The organism is Erythrobacter sp. HL-111, assembly GCF_900105095.1.
Classification (GTDB): Bacteria; Pseudomonadota; Alphaproteobacteria; order Sphingomonadales; family Sphingomonadaceae; genus Erythrobacter.
The window spans coordinates 1,108,391-1,123,897 of record NZ_LT629743.1; the positions used below are offsets into that span (position 1 = coordinate 1,108,391).

General features: G+C 64.6%; 21 protein-coding genes. 1 reads left to right on the top strand and 20 read right to left on the bottom strand.

Annotated elements, in window-relative coordinates; genetic code table 11:
• Positions 1-11 precede the first annotated feature (11 nt).
• From rplE to BLU08_RS05350, 19 genes are all read right to left on the bottom strand, one after another.
• Complete coding sequence (rplE, locus tag BLU08_RS05260; RefSeq protein WP_090196332.1) at positions 12-605, bottom strand: 50S ribosomal protein L5; 594 nt, start codon at positions 603-605, stop codon at positions 12-14.
• A complete protein-coding gene (gene rplX, locus BLU08_RS05265) occupies positions 598-918 on the bottom strand; it encodes a 50S ribosomal protein L24 (protein WP_090196335.1) in 321 nt (106 codons plus the stop codon). The genes rplE and rplX overlap by 8 nt, the downstream gene beginning before the upstream one ends.
• Positions 919-920: 2 nt before the next feature.
• The gene (gene rplN, locus BLU08_RS05270) at positions 921-1,289 is read right to left on the bottom strand and encodes a 50S ribosomal protein L14 (protein WP_010411138.1); all 369 of its coding nucleotides are present in this window, start codon (positions 1,287-1,289) and stop codon (positions 921-923) included.
• Between the two features lie 90 nt (positions 1,290-1,379).
• Positions 1,380-1,670: a 30S ribosomal protein S17 gene (gene rpsQ / locus BLU08_RS05275; RefSeq protein WP_090196338.1), complete on the bottom strand. Its 291-nt coding sequence runs from the start codon at positions 1,668-1,670 to the stop codon at positions 1,380-1,382.
• Positions 1,671-1,680: 10 nt separating this feature from the next.
• Entirely contained in the window at positions 1,681-1,905 is a 225-nt protein-coding gene (rpmC, locus tag BLU08_RS05280; protein WP_090196344.1) for a 50S ribosomal protein L29, read from the bottom strand.
• Positions 1,902-2,336 carry a 50S ribosomal protein L16 gene (gene rplP / locus BLU08_RS05285; RefSeq protein ID WP_034905010.1) on the bottom strand — a complete coding sequence of 145 codons (435 nt, stop codon included), beginning with the start codon at positions 2,334-2,336 and terminating at the stop codon, positions 1,902-1,904. The genes rpmC and rplP overlap by 4 nt, the downstream gene beginning before the upstream one ends.
• 30 nt (positions 2,337-2,366) lie before the next feature.
• Positions 2,367-3,062, bottom strand: a complete 696-nt coding sequence (rpsC, locus tag BLU08_RS05290) for a 30S ribosomal protein S3 (protein WP_090196348.1) — start codon at positions 3,060-3,062, stop codon at positions 2,367-2,369.
• A 3-nt stretch (positions 3,063-3,065) separates the two neighbouring features.
• Positions 3,066-3,443, bottom strand: coding sequence for a 50S ribosomal protein L22 (gene rplV / locus BLU08_RS05295; protein WP_090196352.1), 378 nt, complete (start codon positions 3,441-3,443; stop codon positions 3,066-3,068).
• Positions 3,443-3,718 carry a 30S ribosomal protein S19 gene (rpsS, locus tag BLU08_RS05300; RefSeq protein ID WP_090196354.1) on the bottom strand — a complete coding sequence of 92 codons (276 nt, stop codon included), beginning with the start codon at positions 3,716-3,718 and terminating at the stop codon, positions 3,443-3,445. The genes rplV and rpsS overlap by 1 nt, the downstream gene beginning before the upstream one ends.
• Positions 3,719-3,724: 6 nt before the next feature.
• Positions 3,725-4,561, bottom strand: a complete 837-nt coding sequence (gene rplB / locus BLU08_RS05305) for a 50S ribosomal protein L2 (protein ID WP_090196356.1) — start codon at positions 4,559-4,561, stop codon at positions 3,725-3,727.
• Between the two features lie 13 nt (positions 4,562-4,574).
• On the bottom strand, positions 4,575-4,883 hold the full coding sequence (locus BLU08_RS05310; protein WP_090196359.1) for a 50S ribosomal protein L23: 309 nt from the start codon (positions 4,881-4,883) through the stop codon (positions 4,575-4,577).
• A complete protein-coding gene (gene rplD / locus BLU08_RS05315) occupies positions 4,876-5,499 on the bottom strand; it encodes a 50S ribosomal protein L4 (protein ID WP_090196362.1) in 624 nt (207 codons plus the stop codon). Before rplD ends, BLU08_RS05310 begins: the two co-directional genes overlap by 8 nt.
• A 3-nt stretch (positions 5,500-5,502) precedes the next feature.
• Complete coding sequence (gene rplC, locus BLU08_RS05320) at positions 5,503-6,306, bottom strand: 50S ribosomal protein L3 (RefSeq protein WP_090201045.1); 804 nt, start codon at positions 6,304-6,306, stop codon at positions 5,503-5,505.
• A gap of 258 nt (positions 6,307-6,564) precedes the next feature.
• Positions 6,565-6,876 (bottom strand): 30S ribosomal protein S10, encoded by a 312-nt coding sequence (rpsJ, locus tag BLU08_RS05325; protein ID WP_034905023.1) that lies wholly within the window; start codon positions 6,874-6,876, stop codon positions 6,565-6,567.
• Between the two features lie 340 nt (positions 6,877-7,216).
• Entirely contained in the window at positions 7,217-8,407 is a 1,191-nt protein-coding gene (gene tuf, locus BLU08_RS05330) for an elongation factor Tu (protein ID WP_090196370.1), read from the bottom strand.
• 93 nt (positions 8,408-8,500) lie between these two features.
• On the bottom strand, positions 8,501-10,594 hold the full coding sequence (fusA, locus tag BLU08_RS05335; RefSeq protein ID WP_090196373.1) for an elongation factor G: 2,094 nt from the start codon (positions 10,592-10,594) through the stop codon (positions 8,501-8,503).
• Between the two features lie 168 nt (positions 10,595-10,762).
• Positions 10,763-11,233 carry a 30S ribosomal protein S7 gene (gene rpsG, locus BLU08_RS05340; RefSeq protein ID WP_090196376.1) on the bottom strand — a complete coding sequence of 157 codons (471 nt, stop codon included), beginning with the start codon at positions 11,231-11,233 and terminating at the stop codon, positions 10,763-10,765.
• Positions 11,234-11,383: 150 nt separating this feature from the next.
• Positions 11,384-11,755 carry a 30S ribosomal protein S12 gene (gene rpsL / locus BLU08_RS05345; RefSeq protein ID WP_006831873.1) on the bottom strand — a complete coding sequence of 124 codons (372 nt, stop codon included), beginning with the start codon at positions 11,753-11,755 and terminating at the stop codon, positions 11,384-11,386.
• A 515-nt stretch (positions 11,756-12,270) separates the two neighbouring features.
• The gene (locus BLU08_RS05350) at positions 12,271-13,335 is read right to left on the bottom strand and encodes a P63C domain-containing protein (RefSeq protein ID WP_197676894.1); all 1,065 of its coding nucleotides are present in this window, start codon (positions 13,333-13,335) and stop codon (positions 12,271-12,273) included.
• 502 nt (positions 13,336-13,837) lie between these two features.
• On the opposite strand from BLU08_RS05350, the gene BLU08_RS05355 reads away from it, so the two are divergent.
• Entirely contained in the window at positions 13,838-14,497 is a 660-nt protein-coding gene (locus BLU08_RS05355; RefSeq protein ID WP_233996097.1) for a hypothetical protein, read from the top strand.
• A 76-nt stretch (positions 14,498-14,573) separates the two neighbouring features.
• On the opposite strand, the gene BLU08_RS05360 is transcribed toward BLU08_RS05355, so the two are convergent.
• Positions 14,574-15,371, bottom strand: coding sequence for a PilZ domain-containing protein (locus BLU08_RS05360; protein WP_090196379.1), 798 nt, complete (start codon positions 15,369-15,371; stop codon positions 14,574-14,576).
• Positions 15,372-15,507: the final 136 nt, after the last annotated feature.

Genomic DNA, 15,507 nt, shown 5'->3' on the forward strand with positions numbered 1-15,507 from the left:
CGGGAAACGGCTCACGCCGCTTCCTTCTGTTCGGCGGTTTTTGCGCTCGGGGCCTCGCCCTGGAAGGGGAAGCCGAACAGGCGCAGCAGCTCGCGCGCCTCTTCGTCGGTCTTGGCGGTGGTGGTCACGATGATGTCCATCCCCCGCACCTTGTCGATCTTGTCGTAGCTGATCTCGGGGAACACGATCTGTTCCTTGAGACCCATCGCGTAGTTGCCGCGACCATCGAACGAACGCGCGTTCAGCCCGCGGAAGTCGCGGATGCGCGGCATGGCGACGGTCACCAGGCGATCGAGGAACTCGTACATGCGTTCGCGGCGCAGGGTGACCTTGCAGCCGATCGGCATGCCTTCGCGCAGCTTGAACTGGGCGATCGACTTCTTGGCCTTGGTGATGACCGGCTTCTGGCCGGCGATCAGCGCCATTTCCTCGGCGGCGGTCTGGACCTTCTTCTTGTCCTGGCTCGCCTCGCCCACGCCCATGTTGAGCGTGATCTTCTCCAGCTTGGGAACTTCGAGCCGGTTCTTGTAGCCGAACTTCTCGGTCATCGCCTTGACGATTTCCTCGTCGTAGCGGGCCTTCATCCGGGGCGTGTAATCAGCCATCGATGGTCTCCCCACTCTTCACGGCGACGCGCACCTTCTTGCCGTCCTTCTCCTCGAAGCGGACGCGGGTCGGCTTGCCGTCCTTGGGATCGGCCAGCGCCACCTTGGAGATGTGCATCGGGGCCGGGAAACGGTCGATGCCACCCTGCGGATTGGCCTGGCTCGGCTTGCGGTGACGGGCGACGACATTGACGCCCTCGACGACGACCTTGCCTTCCTTGGGCAGGACCTGGGCGACCGTGCCGGTGCGGCCCTTGTCCTTGCCCGAAAGCACGACGACGCTGTCGCCCTTGCGGATCTTTGCGGATGCCATGATCAGAGCACCTCCGGCGCGAGCGAGATGATCTTCATGAAGCCGCGCCCGCGCAGTTCACGCACGACGGGGCCGAAGATGCGGGTGCCGATCGGCTCCTCGCTCTTGTTGACGAGCACCGCGGCGTTGCTGTCGAAGCGGATCACGCTGCCGTCGGGACGGCGCACGTCCTTCTTGGTGCGCACGATCACCGCGCGGTGAACGTCGCCCTTCTTGACCTTGGCACGCGGCTGGGCCTCCTTGACGGAGACCACGATCACGTCGCCGACGGAGGCAAACCGGCGCTTCGACCCGCCCAGCACCTTGATGCACTGGACGCGCTTCGCGCCGCTGTTGTCCGCGACGTCGAGATTGGATTGCATCTGGATCATCGATCCGGTTCCTTCTCACTGGCTTGCCGGGACGCCCGATGCGACTGGGTCAATCGCATGGGGCCCGACAGTTCCGTTTACGTCTGTTTCTCAGTTGCCCGCGGCCTCGACGTCGAGATCGGCCTCGATCGCCTGGGTGCCGCCGGAGACGACCTGGTCCTTCACGGTCCAGGTCTTCGTCTTCGAGATCGGGCGGCATTCCTCGATCCGCACGACATCGCCGACGTGATATTCGTTGTTCTCGTCGTGGGCGTGATAGTTCTTCGAACGGCGGATGATCTTCCCGTAGAGCGGGTGCTTCACCTTGCGTTCGACCTTCACGGTCACGGTCTTGTCGGTCTTGTCGGAGGTGACAGTCCCGATCAGGATACGTTTCGGCATTGTCTGCTCCTTAAGCCTTTTCGCCTGCGCTCTTGGCGCGCTCGGTCTGCAGCGTCTTGATCTTGGCGATGGTGCGACGCACTTCGCGGATCCGCGCCGGGTTCTCGAGCTGGTTGGTCGCCGCCTGGAAACGCAGGTTGAACTGCTCGCGCTTGAGATCGGTCAGATCAGCGGAGAGCTGGTCGTCGGTCTTGGCGCGCAGGTCTTCGATGCTGGTGATGTTCGCGGCCATCATTCGCCTCCCAGGTGCGAGGTGTCGCCGAAGCGGGCGACGACCTTGGTCTTGATCGGCAGCTTCATCGCGGCGCGTTCGAAGGCTTCGGCAGCCAGCGGGCCGGCGACGCCGTCGAGTTCGAACAGGATGCGGCCCGGCTTGACCCGCGCGGCCCAGTATTCGACCGAACCCTTGCCCTTGCCCTGGCGGACCTCGGCGGGCTTCTTCGACACCGGAACGTCCGGGAAGACGCGGATCCACAGGCGCCCCTGGCGCTTGATGTGACGGGTGATCGCGCGGCGCGCGGCCTCGATCTGGCGGGCGGTGATCCGCTCGGGCTCCAGAGCCTTCAGCCCGTAGGAGCCGAAGTTCAGGGTCGTGCCGCCCTTGGCCTCGCCCTTGATCTTGCCCTTGAAGGCCTTGCGATACTTGGTTTTCTTCGGTTGCAGCATTGTCTCTTACCTATCTGGTCGCCCGCACGCTCAGCGCGCCGGACGCACCCCCGAAGTCTGCGATTCCATCATCAGACGGTCCTGCGCGGTCGGATCGTGGCCGAGGATCTCGCCCTTGAAGATCCACACCTTGATGCCGATGATCCCGTAGGCGGTCAGCGCCTCGGTTTCGGCATAGTCGATGTTGGCGCGCAGCGTGTGAAGCGGCACGCGGCCTTCACGGTACTGCTCGACGCGGGCGATCTCCGCCCCGCCCAGACGCCCGCCGCACACGATGCGGATGCCTTCCGCGCCGAGCCGCATGGCCGACTGCATCGCGCGCTTCATCGCCCGGCGGAACGCCACGCGGCGCACGAGCTGGTCGGCGATGCCCTGCGCGACGAGCTTGGCGTCGATTTCCGGCTTGCGGATCTCGACGATGTTCAGCTTGACCTCGCTCGCCGTCATGGACGCCAGCTTGGTCCGCAGCTTCTCGATGTCGGCGCCCTTCTTGCCGATGATGACACCCGGACGCGCGGCATAGATCGAAACGCGGCACAGCTTGGCCGGACGCTCGATCACCACCTTCGAGATCGCCGCCTGCGGCAGGCTCTCGAGGATGTACTTGCGCATCTCGATGTCTTCCTTGAGCAGGCCCGCATAGTCACGCCCTTCGGCGTACCAGCGGCTGTCCCAGGTGCGGTTGATCTGCAGGCGCAGACCGATCGGATTGCTCTTCTGGCCCATGGTTTACGCCTCTTCCTGTTCGCGCACGACGATCCGCAGCCGGCTAAACGGCTTGAGGATCCGGGTCGACTTGCCGCGGCCGCGCGTGTGGAACCGCTTCATGGTGATCGACTTGCCGACCGAAGCCTCGGCCACGACGAGCGCGTCGACGTCGAGATCGTGGTTGTTCTCCGCATTGGCGATCGCCGAAGCGAGCACCTTCTTCGCGTCCTTGGCCATCGCCTTCTTCGAGAACTCGAGGATGTTGAGCGCCTCTTCGGCCTTCTTGCCGCGGATCAGTTCGGCGACGAGATTGAGCTTCTGCGCCGACCCACGGATGGTGGTGCCGACGGCCAGCGCCTCGTTCTCGCCGACGCGGCGGGGTGCCTTTGCCTTGCCCATTATCGCTTGCCCTTCTTGTCGGCGGCGTGGCCGGGGAAGTTGCGCGTGGGCGCGAACTCGCCGAGCTTGTGGCCGACCATCTCTTCGGAAACCGAGACGGGGATGAATTTCTGCCCGTTGTAGACGTTGAACGTCAGCCCGACGAACTGGGGCAGGATGGTGGAGCGGCGCGACCAGGTCTTGATCGGCTTGCCGCCACCGGCATCCTGAGCTTCCTCGGCCTTCTTGAGCAGGCTGAGTTCGACGAACGGACCTTTCCAGACGGAACGTGCCATCGTGCCTTACCTCTTCTTCTTCGCGTGACGCGAACGGATGATGTCTTTGTCCGTCTGCTTGTTGTTGCGGGTGCGTGCGCCCTTGGTCGGCTTGCCCCAGGGGGTGACCGGGTGACGGCCGCCGCTGGTGCGGCCTTCACCACCGCCGTGCGGGTGGTCGACCGGGTTCTTGGCGACACCGCGGGTAAGCGGACGACGGCCCTTCCAGCGGCTGCGACCGGCCTTGCCGAAATTCTGGTTCTGGTTGTCGGGGTTCGAAACCGCTCCGACCGTCCCCATGCAATCGGCGCGCAGGTAACGCTGCTCGCCCGAATTGAGCCGCACGATGACCATGCCGCGGTCGCGCCCGACGAGCTGGACATAGGCGCCCGCGCTGCGCGCGATCTGGCCGCCCTTGCCCGGCTTCATCTCGACATTGTGGCAGATCGTGCCGACCGGCATCTGGCCGAGCAGCATGGCGTTGCCCGGCTTGGTGTCGGTCCGCTCACCGGCCACGATCGTGTCGCCCACGGCGAGACGCTGCGGCGCGAGGATGTAGGCCTGTTCGCCGTCCTCGTACTTGACGAGAGCGATGAAGGCGGTCCGGTTCGGGTCGTATTCGATCCGCTCGACCGTGGCGGGCACGTCCCACTTGCGGCGCTTGAAATCGATGATGCGATAGCGCTGCTTGTTGCCGCCGCCGATGCCGCGGCTGGTGACGTGGCCCTTGTTGTTGCGGCCGCCCGTCTTGCGCTTGCCCTCGGTGAGCGACTTGACCGGCTTGCCCTTCCAGAGCTGGGTCTTGTCGATCAGGATGAGGCCGCGGCGCGCCGGGCTCGTCGGTTTGTAGTTCTTGAGTGCCATTGTCCCTACGCCCTCAGATACCGCTGGTGATGTCGATCATCTCGCCTTCGGCGAGGGTGACGACAGCCTTCTTGAAGTCCGAACGCTTGTAGGGCTTGCCCCGCCAGCGCTTCGACTTGCCCTTGGTGACGATCGTGTTCACGGCGACGACCTTCTTATCGTAGATCGCCTCGACCGCTTCCTTGATCTGCGGCTTGGTAGCATCATTCGCCACGCGAAAGACGACCGCGTTGTTCTCGGAAGCCAGGGTCGACTTCTCGGTGATGTGCGGCGCCAGGATCACGTCGTAGTGACGCGCGTCGATCTCGCTTTTCTTAGCCATTGAAGCGCGCCTCCAGCTTTTCGACCGCGTCCTTGGTCAGGACGAGCGTGTCGTGGTTGAGGATGTCGTAGACATTGGCGCCGATCGCGGGGAGCACGTTGACGCCCGGGATGTTGCCGGCGGCCTTCTTGAACGCGTCGTTCACCGCGTCGCCGTCGATGACCAGCACCTTGCCGTTCAGCCCGGCCTTGGCGAAGTGGCTCTTGAGCACCTTCGTCTTGGCTTCGGCGATCTCCAGGCTGTCGACCACGATCAGGCCATCCTTGGCCTTGGTCGAAAGCGCCATCTTGAGGCCGAGCGCGCGGATTTTCTTGTTCAGCGACTGCTCGAAGTCCCGCTTGCGCGCGCCGTGCGCCTTGCCGCCGCCGATGAAGATCGGGGCCTTGCGGTCGCCGTGACGAGCGCCGCCCGAACCCTTCTGACGGACGAACTTCTTGCCCGTGCGCGCCACGTCCGCACGCTCACGCGTGGGGCGGGCGGTGCCGCGGCGGTTCTCCAGCTGCCAGGTCACCACCCGGTGCAGGATGTCGGCACGCGGTGTCACGCCGAAGACATCGTCGTTGAGCTCGATGTCGCCGGAGTCCGCGCCGTCGATTTTCTGGACCTTCACCTTCATGGCTCAGTCTTCCTTGCTTGCGTCGCCGGCCGGAGCGTCAGCCTCGGGCGCGGGAGTGTCGACAGCCGCCTCGACCGCGGTCTCCTCGACCGGCGGTTCGGCAGCGGGTTCATCGTTCTGCGGGACGGCCTTCTCGAGGATGGCACCGGGGAACGGCACGCCTTCGGGAAGCGGCAGCTTGACCGCGTCGCGCACGAGCAGCCAGCCATTCTTCGCGCCGGGAACCGAGCCCTTGATGAACAGCAGGCCGCGTTCCGCATCGGTGCGGACGACCTCGAGGTTCATCTGGGTGCGCTGGCGGTCGCCCATGTGGCCCGCCATCTTCTTGCCCTTGAAGACCTTGCCCGGGTCCTGGTTCTGACCGGTCGAACCGTGCGAGCGGTGCGAGATCGACACGCCGTGGCTCGCGCGCAGGCCGCCGAAGCCCCAGCGCTTCATCGCGCCGGCAAAGCCCTTGCCCTGCGTATGGCCGGTGATGTCGACCTTCTGGCCGGCAATGAAGTGGTCCGCGCTGATCTGCGCGCCGACGGGGACGAGACCGTCCTCGCCTTCGACGCGGAATTCCGCGGTCCGCTTCTTGAGGCCAACGCCCGCCTTCGCGAAATGCTCGCGCTGGGGCTTGGCCACGTTCTTCTGCTTCGCTTCGCCCGCGCCGAGCTGGACGGCGAAGTAGCCGTCGCGGTCCGCGGTGCGGTGCGAGACGACCTGGCAATCCTCCAGCGCGAGGACGGTGACGGGCACGTGCCGTCCGTCCTCCTGGAAGAGGCGGGTCATCCCGACTTTCTTTGCGATCACGCCGGTGCGCATCGTCATAGACTCCCAAACAGAGGCACAAGGGGAACATCCCCAGGTGCTTGCCAGCCCGATTGTTCGATGCGTCGCCCCGTCCGGGCTGAATTGCCTGCCACGGCCGCAAAGGCCGTTTCGGGCGAGACGGGGGACGCAGCCCGGCGATTGCCGGCGGTATCCCAATGTCTTGCCGATCCCGTGGGAGCGGCGGGGCCGTTGGCGCCCCTTGAAAGCTTCCGGCCGTTTAAGGTCCGCCAGGAAGACCGGATCACAGGCTTACGCCAGCTTGATCTCGACATTGACGCCCGCGGCGAGATCGAGCTTCATCAGCGCATCGACCGTCTGGGCATTGGGCTGCACGATGTCGAGCAGCCGCTTGTAGGTGCGCACCTCGAACTGCTCGCGCGACTTCTTGTCGATGTGCGGGCCGCGGTTCACGGTGAACTTCTCGATACGCGTCGGCAGCGGAATGGGACCACGAATAAGAGCACCCGTGCGCCGCGCGGTGTCGGCAATCTCGCCAGTGGCCTGGTCGAGAACGCGGTGGTCGAACGCCTTGAGGCGAATACGGATATTCTGTGCTTCCATGTCCTGTACCGATGCGAAAGAGCCACGGAGCGATTGCCGAAGCCGGGTCACGCCCCAAAATAAAAAGCCCGCCCCGCTTGAGCCCGGTTTCCCGGAACGGGCGGCCTTGTTGGATATCGTTGCAGCCGAAACGAATCCGGCAGCGATGGCGCGCGTATACGGAGACGTGTTGGAGAGCGCAAGCCCGTTTCTGTCACCGAATTTACGCGGGACCTAGCGAAGCCGCCCCTTGCCCCGTCCTGGGCGACAGGATGCGAGGAACTCTCACAAATTGAGGCCCGGCTCCCCATTCGGGAAACCGGGCCTCGATTTCGCTACGTCCCGGGTCGGGACGAAAAGCTTACTTGGTGATCTTCGAGACCACGCCCGAGCCGACGGTGCGGCCGCCTTCGCGGATCGCGAAGCGCAGGCCTTCGTCCATGGCGATCGGCGCGATCAGCTTGACGCCGATCGTCACGTTGTCGCCCGGCATGACCATCTCGGTGCCTTCGGGAAGGATCACTTCCCCGGTCACGTCGGTCGTGCGGAAGTAGAACTGCGGGCGGTAGTTGGCGAAGAACGGCGTGTGACGGCCGCCTTCGTCCTTCGACAGCACGTAGACTTCGGCGCTGAACTCGGTGTGCGGGGTGACCGAACCGGGCTTGGCGAGGACCTGGCCGCGCTCCACCTCGTCACGGCCGACGCCGCGGATCAGCGCACCGATGTTATCGCCGGCCTGACCCGAATCGAGCAGCTTGCGGAACATCTCGACGCCGGTGACGGTCGTCTTGGTGGTGTCCTTGATGCCGACGATCTCGACTTCATCGCCGACCTTCACGATGCCGGTCTCGACACGACCGGTGACGACGGTGCCGCGACCCGAGATCGAGAACACGTCCTCGATCGGCATCAGGAAGTCCTTGTCGACCGGACGATCGGGCTGCGGGATGTGCTCGTCGACGGCCTTCATCAGCTCGAGGATCGAGTTCTTGCCGATCTCGTCGTCGCGTCCTTCGAGCGCGGCGAGCGCCGAACCCTTGACGATCGGAATGTTGTCGCCGTCGAAATCGTAGTTCGAGAGCAGTTCGCGCACTTCGAGTTCGACGAGCTCGAGGATTTCCTCGTCATCGACTTGGTCGACCTTGTTCATGTAGACGACCAGAGCCGGCACGCCGACCTGACGGGCGAGCAGGATGTGCTCGCGGGTCTGCGGCATGGGGCCGTCGGCCGCGTTCACCACGAGGATCGCGCCGTCCATCTGCGCGGCGCCGGTGATCATGTTCTTCACGTAGTCGGCGTGGCCCGGGCAGTCGACGTGGGCGTAGTGCCGCGCTTCGGTCTCGTATTCGACGTGCGCGGTCGAGATGGTGATGCCGCGCTCGCGCTCTTCGGGGGCCTTGTCGATATTCGCGAAATCGACCGCCGAACCGCCGAACGTTTCGGCCATGACCTTGGTGATCGCCGCGGTCAGCGTGGTCTTGCCGTGGTCGACGTGACCGATCGTGCCGATGTTGCAGTGCGGCTTGTTCCGCTCAAATTTTTCCTTCGCCATTTCTCAGTTGTACCTTCTCTTGAGATGATTTCTTAGCGGGAGAAAGGGCGGGCCCGCTCGAAACAGGCGCCGCCCCTAGCCTTGCTTTGCCGCTTAGGCAAGCTTCTCCTTGACCTCCTGCGCGACGTTCGCCGGAACTTCGTCGTAATGCGAGAACTGCATCGTGTACTGCGCGCGGCCTTGCGTGAAGGAGCGCAGCTCGTTGACGTATCCGAACATGTTCGCCAGCGGCACGTGCGCCTCGACGACCTGGGCATTGCCCCGGCTGTCGGTGCCCTGGATCTGGCCGCGGCGGCTGTTGAGGTCGCCGATCACGTCGCCGAGGTAATCCTCGGGCGTCACGACCTCGACCTTCATGATCGGCTCGAGCAGCTTGATCCCGGCCTTCTGCGCCGCTTCGCGCATGGCGCCGCGACCGGTGATCTCGAACGCGACCGTGCTGGAGTCGACATCGTGATACTTGCCGTCGACGAGGCGGATCGTGAAGTCGATGATCGGGAAGCCGACGAGATGCCCGCTTTCGGCCTGCTCGCGCATGCCCTTCTCGACCGAGGGGATGTATTCGCGCGGGATGTTGCCGCCCTTCACCTCGTCCTCGAAGATGATGCCCTGGCCGCGCTCGCCCGGGGTGACAATGACCTTGGCCTCGCCGAACTGGCCCGAACCGCCCGACTGCTTCTTGTGGGTGTAGGTGACCTCGACTTCCTTCGCGAGCGATTCGCGATAGGCCACCTGCGGCGCGCCGACATTCGCCTCGACCTTGAACTCGCGGCGCATGCGATCGACGAGGATGTCGAGGTGAAGCTCGCCCATGCCCTTGATGATCGTCTGGCCGCTTTCGTGATCGGTCGACACGCGGAAGGACGGATCCTCGGCCGCGAGGCGGTTGAGCGCGACGCCCATCTTCTCCTGGTCGGCCTTGGTCTTGGGTTCGACCGACAGCTCGATCACCGGCTCGGGGAATTCCATCCGCTCGAGGATGATCGGAGCCGAGGGCGCGCACAGCGTGTCGCCGGTGGTCGTCTCCTTGAGGCCCGCGATCGCAACGATGTCGCCAGCGAAGGCCTCATCGATGTCCTCGCGGTTGTTGGAGTGCATGAGCAACATGCGCCCGATCTTTTCCTTCTTGTCCTTGACCGAATTGAGCACGCTGCCCTTCGACAGCTTGCCCGAATAGATCCGGGTGAAGGTGAGCGAGCCGACGAAGGGGTCGTTCATGATCTTGAACGCCAGCGCGGCGAAAGGCTCGTCGTCCGAGGAGGGACGGTTGGCCTTTTCCTCGCTGTCGGGCAGCACGCCTTCGATCGGCGGCACGTCGACGGGCGAAGGCATGTAGTCGATCACGGCGTCGAGCAGGGGCTGCACGCCCTTGTTCTTGAACGCCGAACCGCACAGCACGGGGACGAACGCACGCTCCATCGTGCCCTTGCGGATCAGCCGCTTGAGCGTGGCCGCATCGGGCTCGTTGCCTTCGAGGTACTCCATCATGACGTCGTCGTCCTGCTCGACGGCGGTCTCGATCAGCTTCTCGCGGTATTCGGCGGCCTTGTCCTTGAGGTCGTCGGGGATGTCGACATAGTTGAACGTCGCGCCGAGCCCTTCGGATTCCCACACGATACCGCGATTGTTGACGAGGTCGACGACACCCTGGAGGTCGCTTTCCGCGCCGATCGGCAAGTAAAGCACAAGTGGCGTCGCGCCGAGACGGTCGATGATCGACTGAACGCAATAATAGAAGTCGGCGCCGGTCCGGTCCAACTTGTTGATGAAGCACATGCGGGGGACCTTGTACTTGTCCGCCTGGCGCCATACTGTTTCCGACTGCGGTTCGACACCCGCGACACCGTCGAATACGGCGACCGCGCCGTCGAGTACGCGCAGGGAACGCTCGACTTCGATGGTGAAGTCCACGTGGCCGGGCGTGTCGATGATGTTGATGCGGTGCTCTTCGCCCTTGCCGTCATCGGCGCGCCAGAAGGTCGTGGTCGCGGCCGAGGTGATGGTGATCCCGCGCTCCTGCTCCTGCTCCATCCAGTCCATGGTCGCGGCGCCGTCATGCACCTCGCCGATCTTGTAGGACTTGCCGGTGTAATACAGGATCCGCTCGGTCGTGGTGGTCTTGCCGGCGTCGATATGCGCCATGATACCGATGTTGCGGTAGCGTTCGATCGGATGGCTGCGTGCCATGGTGGTTTCCTCGGTTCTGATGGAGCTTCGAGCCTGCTTCCACAGCCTCTCCCCGGACCTGCGTCCGAGCGCGCCCCATATAGGGATTATTGTGACGGCGGTAAGACGGGAGACGCCCTTTATCGACAGCCCCCGCCCCGCGTTCCGCCCGCCTCGCCCGCCGGCGTCTTACCAGCGGTAGTGCGAGAAGGCGCGGTTGGCGTCCGCCATCCGGTGGGTGTCCTCGCGCTTCTTCACCGCATTGCCGCGGTTGTTCGCCGCATCGAGCAGTTCGCCCGACAGCCGCGCCGCCATCGTCGTTTCCGGACGCCCGCGCGCCGCCGTGATCAGCCAGCGGATCGCCAGCGCCTGGGCACGCTCGGGACGCACCTCGACCGGCACCTGGTAGGTCGCACCGCCGACCCGGCGCGAGCGCACCTCGACCTGCGGCTTCACGTTGTTCAGCGCTTCGTGGAAGAGCTGCACCGGATCGGCCTTGGCCTTGGCCTCGACCGTGTCGAGCGCGCCATAGACGATCTTCTCGGCAACGGCCTTCTTCCCGTCGAGCATGAGGTTGTTCATGAACTTCGAGAGCACCTGATCCTTGAACTTGGGATCGGGCAGGATTTCCCGCTTTTCGGGACGACGACGACGTGACATCTTTTCTGAACTCCTTCGTCGTTGGGTGCCGGGCCTCCCAGTCCCCCGCCCTTCCGCCCTTGATGGTATCCTTCCGGGTGGAAGGGCGGGGGACTGGGAGGCCCGGCACAAGCCGGCGACGGATGTCGCCGGCGCACCCAACAAAAACTCTTACTTCGGCCGCTTGGCCCCGTATTTCGAACGGCTCTGCTTGCGGTCCTTCACCCCTTGCGTGTCGAGCACGCCGCGCAGCACGTGATAGCGCACGCCGGGAAGGTCGCGCACGCGCCCGCCGCGGATCAGCACGACCGAGTGTTCCTGCAGGTTGTGCCCTTCGCCCGGGATGTAGGAGATCACCTCGCGCTGGTTGGTGAGGCGCACCTTGGCGACTTTCCGCAGCGCCGAGTTCGGCTTCTTCGGGGTCGTCGTGTAGACGCGGGTGCACACGCCGCGCTTCTGCGGGTTCTGCTCCATCGCAGGGACCTTGCTCTTGGCCTTCTGCGGAACGCGGCCCTTGCGGACCAGCTGGTTGATAGTCGGCATATATTCTCGCTTCGCTCGTTATCCGCGCCGACGGTTTGTCGGCGCGGGTCGCCCCTTCCGGGCGGAAAACCGGTTCCCACTTTTCCTGAAGGGGCTCCGGCACGGTGCCCGCTCAGGTTTCCGCCAAGCCGCCCGCGAGCAAAGCTCCAGGGCACTTGCCGGTCGGCAACCCTTGGGAAGTGTCGATGGAGGGAGGATCAGGCCTTGTTCCTTGCCGCCAGTCCCTGCGAAGGCAGGGACCTCATGCCTCGGGCGTTCCGCCGGAGGCCGGCAGGCTCCTGCCTTCGCAGGAGCTCACCGCAAGGAACAAGCCGAAACGCTCCACCCGCATGACCGCCCTTATCCGAAGGGCCACCCAGGGTTACTCTGACGACCGCCCCAAACACGAAAGGCCCGCCTCATGAAAGAGGCACGGGCCGAAAGGGACTGACGCCGCCATTGTTCAGCTTTATCGTCCGAGCGCGGACCGGAGCCTGCCTCGGATGGCGCGCCTTTATGTTGGATTTGGGGCGGGGTCAAGAGTGTGGAGAACTAGGCCGGGGCAATGCCAACGATAGCTGGACGATCTCACGCCCGTAATGTTCTGCGACCATATCCCTTAGCTCTCTCATATTCGAACAGGTCTTAGCCATCCCAATTACCTCATAACAGCGAGACACAAGAGCGCGAATCCCTAGGTTCTCAGTCAATTGTCGATGCCAATGCACTCCCGTCGGGGGCCGGTTGTTCCGTAAGTAATCCGCCACGTCAGGATCTAAAGTATCGTATATCAACTCGATGACGAGTTTACCCCACCACTTCGGTCGGCTGTGCAGGCTGCCCTTCCATCCTGTTAATCGACCAAACTCTGCCCACAACTCATCCGGGAATGTCTTTTCCCAAGCCCGCAACTCTTCAGCAATGAATGCCTGCAACTTCACCTGCAACGCATCTTCGGCGCGTTCGTATTGGTAACCAGTCGCCTCATCGATGAGAGCGTCGAGACCTGTCTTCGCACAAGCTGAGAGGAAAATACTCGCTTGCATAGCCATCTGGCGCTGCCGCTCAGTCATCTTTGGAAAAGCTGATGTTGGATCGAAGCTTGCCTGCAACGCGGCAGTAAAACCTTGACAGACCTCGATAAGTAAATCTGCCGGCAGCCCTTTCACAGCCCTCTCTAGACCTTCAACCTCAACAAGCCGGAAAGGAACCATGCGGGACTGGACCTTTTCGACGTTAATAAATGGTTCGAGCGACTTAACTGACAAGTATTTCTCAAGCGCACCACCCCCTTTAACTCCGGTAAGCAATTCGGTCGCAGAGGTTCGGCCGATGATCTTCTCGCCATTATCCAATACATAGCAAGGCACTTCCAAGCCAACGATATTCAGCACGCCACGATGGCGCGCAACAGGCAACGTTCCTTGGAACTCGTCAGATGCCACAATATCGTCCGCGGCTTCTGCCGCCCGCTCTTCCAATCTCGCCTTTCTCCAACGAGCTTCAGCAGCGGCCTTTGCACTTTCACGGCGCTGAACATCCGTCATCGCCGCCGCTCGCGCCTTCCCACCTCGAGCTTTTCCAGTCACCCCATCAACCATGACCACCTCATTTTGCACGCATAAAAACGGAATATGCACGCATATAATGCACGCATCTGATGCACGCAATAGAGGCCTTTGGCTTATCACAATTTAAGCATGCCGGCGGCGAAGCCGCCACAAGCGCGACTGCCCGCCCGCAGGCCCCTCAGGGCCGAGGATTTCGCAGCGCGGATGCGCTGCTGTAAACAAAGACTCCCTCCCCCCTCCCCCGTCATTGCGAGCCGCAGGCGAAGCAATCCAGTCCTGCCGTCCGTCTGCACGCGCCACGCCGGGACTGGATCGCCGCGGCCCTGACGGGCCTCGCGATGACGGAGGGAGGGGCGTTCGGCGCGTAATGATCGGGCGGCGGTCCCCCCACCCCCGACCCCCTCCCCCGCGGGGAGGGGGCTCAAGGAGCCACCCCGGCCCCCGATGCCGGTCCCGGCGCAGGCCGGGATGGGAGAGAGGGGAAAGGAAGGATTTTCCTACTCCGCCGAAACGTGCAATCTCCCCGCGGGCCATGACCGAGCCCCCCTGCACCTGCCCCGACCCGCCCGACCGTTCCCTGCCCAAGCGCAACAAGCGCAAGATCGCGCGGCAGGCGACCTCCGAGGTCGCGTGGGAGTTCGAGCCGGCGGTTGTGTCGGACGAAGACCCGCTGCTCGCCTTCGCGCCCTATCTCCACAAGCAGCCGCGCCGCAATTCGATCACGCCCGACCTCCAGCGCGCCTTCGTCGCGCGGCTGGCCGAGACGGGCGTCGTCAAGGCGGCCGCGATCCATATCGGGCGCTCGCTCGAGGCGCTCTACAAGCTGCGTCGGCGGCCGGGGGCGGAGGGCTTTGCGGCAGCGTGGGACGAGGCGCTCGAATGGGGGGCGCTGCGGCTCGAGGATTGCGCGATCGAGCGGGTGCTGGCCGAGGGGCTCTCCAACCGGCGCGCCAACTCGATGCTCGCCTTCCTGATCCGCCACCGCCGCGCGCCGTATCTCGATCCGCGCGAAGTGGGGCCCGGCCACCCGCTCTACGAACGCATCCGCCGCGAGATCGAGGAGGAGAACCGCGCGCGGGCGAACGACCCGGCCGAAATCGCGCGGGTGCGCGCCTGGAAGCTCGAGATCGAGCGCGAGGTGCGGCGGGAGATGGAGGAGCGCGCGGCGCAGGGGCGTGCGCCGGAGGGCTAGCGCGGGTTGCGGGGATCTGTCGGGGTCGGGCTTTCCGGGTGAGGCTTTCCGGGTCTTGGCGGGGGATTGCCCCGCCTCAGAAATCGCTCCAGGCGCGCGCGGCGCGGTCTTCCGGCAGGTCCGCGGTCTCGCTCATGCCGGTGAGGATCCGCGCGAGCTGGGCGCGGGTGAGCGGGGCGGCAAAGCGGATGCCCGTCTCGTCCCGCTGCGACCAGCGCACGCTCGCGCCGGCGAACTCGACCCCGCCCAGGCGCACGGTGAGCAGGACGCCCGCCGGGGCCTTGAACCCGCTCACCCGCATCCCGCCGAGCGAAAGGTTCTCCAGCGCGGCGAAATGGCACATGCCGCCCGCGAAGATCTCGGCGCGCATGGCGCAGGGCACCCGGACGGAGCGGTAGGGAAAGGGGTTCGCGAAGGGGCGCGCGTCCGCCGCGTTCTCGAGCCCGTGGGCGCGCCCGTCGACCCAGGCGACGACGGCGTCGATGACGTTGGTCTCGTCCCAGAAATAGCGCACGCGGGTGCCCGGCTCGATCGGCTCGTCGAGCTCGATCATGACCCCGCCGGACGAAAGGTTGCGGATGATGCCGAGCAGCATCCGACCATTGCTGAGCACGCAGCCCGGGCGGAATGCGGACACCACGCGGCGGTCGGCGCGGCGTTCGGGGGGTGGCGGGACGGAGGGCGTTTCGTCTTGGAAATCAGTCGCTTCGCCGAACGAAACCTTGTCGTCGTGCGAACCGCAAGCGAACGGCGCGCGGCTTTCGCCGTCATGAGAAATCGACATAGAACGTAACCTCCCTCCCGCCGTCCCCCCCGGAACGGCGTGCAACCCTGGAATGAGACACGTCGGCGCGACCCTTGGTGTCGTGTGCATAGGGCCTTCCGGGCGGGGCCGAGGACCAGTTCAGCCGCTCGCCCGGAAGAACTCGCGCAGAAGCGTTCGATGTCGCTGGCGGGGGGTTGGAAACCCCGCCGGCATCCTCTGCCTTCGCATTCGCACCCGCGCAGAA

Bases quoted from the DNA above. Each gene is read 5' to 3' on its own strand.
- rplC (WP_090201045.1), bottom strand. From the start codon at position 6,306: ATGCGCACCGGCGTGATCGCAAAGAAAGTCGGGATGACCCGCCTCTTC.
- BLU08_RS05360 (WP_090196379.1), bottom strand. From the start codon at position 15,371: ATGCACACGACACCAAGGGTCGCGCCGACGTGTCTCATTCCAGGGTTG.
- rpsG (WP_090196376.1), bottom strand. From the start codon at position 11,233: ATGTCACGTCGTCGTCGTCCCGAAAAGCGGGAAATCCTGCCCGATCCC.
- BLU08_RS05350 (WP_197676894.1), bottom strand. From the start codon at position 13,335: ATGGTTGATGGGGTGACTGGAAAAGCTCGAGGTGGGAAGGCGCGAGCG.
- rpsS (WP_090196354.1), bottom strand. From the start codon at position 3,718: ATGGCACGTTCCGTCTGGAAAGGTCCGTTCGTCGAACTCAGCCTGCTC.
- rplB (WP_090196356.1), bottom strand. From the start codon at position 4,561: ATGGCACTCAAGAACTACAAACCGACGAGCCCGGCGCGCCGCGGCCTC.
- rpsL (WP_006831873.1), bottom strand. From the start codon at position 11,755: ATGCCGACTATCAACCAGCTGGTCCGCAAGGGCCGCGTTCCGCAGAAG.
- fusA (WP_090196373.1), bottom strand. From the start codon at position 10,594: ATGGCACGCAGCCATCCGATCGAACGCTACCGCAACATCGGTATCATG.
- rplV (WP_090196352.1), bottom strand. From the start codon at position 3,443: ATGGGCAAGGCAAAGGCACCCCGCCGCGTCGGCGAGAACGAGGCGCTG.
- rplP (WP_034905010.1), bottom strand. From the start codon at position 2,336: ATGCTGCAACCGAAGAAAACCAAGTATCGCAAGGCCTTCAAGGGCAAG.
- rpmC (WP_090196344.1), bottom strand. From the start codon at position 1,905: ATGATGGCCGCGAACATCACCAGCATCGAAGACCTGCGCGCCAAGACC.
- rplD (WP_090196362.1), bottom strand. From the start codon at position 5,499: ATGAAGGTGAAGGTCCAGAAAATCGACGGCGCGGACTCCGGCGACATC.
- BLU08_RS05310 (WP_090196359.1), bottom strand. From the start codon at position 4,883: ATGGCTAAGAAAAGCGAGATCGACGCGCGTCACTACGACGTGATCCTG.
- rpsJ (WP_034905023.1), bottom strand. From the start codon at position 6,876: ATGGAAGCACAGAATATCCGTATTCGCCTCAAGGCGTTCGACCACCGC.
- rpsC (WP_090196348.1), bottom strand. From the start codon at position 3,062: ATGGGCCAGAAGAGCAATCCGATCGGTCTGCGCCTGCAGATCAACCGC.
- BLU08_RS05355 (WP_233996097.1), top strand. From the start codon at position 13,838: ATGACCGAGCCCCCCTGCACCTGCCCCGACCCGCCCGACCGTTCCCTG.
- rplN (WP_010411138.1), bottom strand. From the start codon at position 1,289: ATGATCCAGATGCAATCCAATCTCGACGTCGCGGACAACAGCGGCGCG.
- rpsQ (WP_090196338.1), bottom strand. From the start codon at position 1,670: ATGCCGAAACGTATCCTGATCGGGACTGTCACCTCCGACAAGACCGAC.
- tuf (WP_090196370.1), bottom strand. From the start codon at position 8,407: ATGGCGAAGGAAAAATTTGAGCGGAACAAGCCGCACTGCAACATCGGC.
- rplE (WP_090196332.1), bottom strand. From the start codon at position 605: ATGGCTGATTACACGCCCCGGATGAAGGCCCGCTACGACGAGGAAATC.
- rplX (WP_090196335.1), bottom strand. From the start codon at position 918: ATGGCATCCGCAAAGATCCGCAAGGGCGACAGCGTCGTCGTGCTTTCG.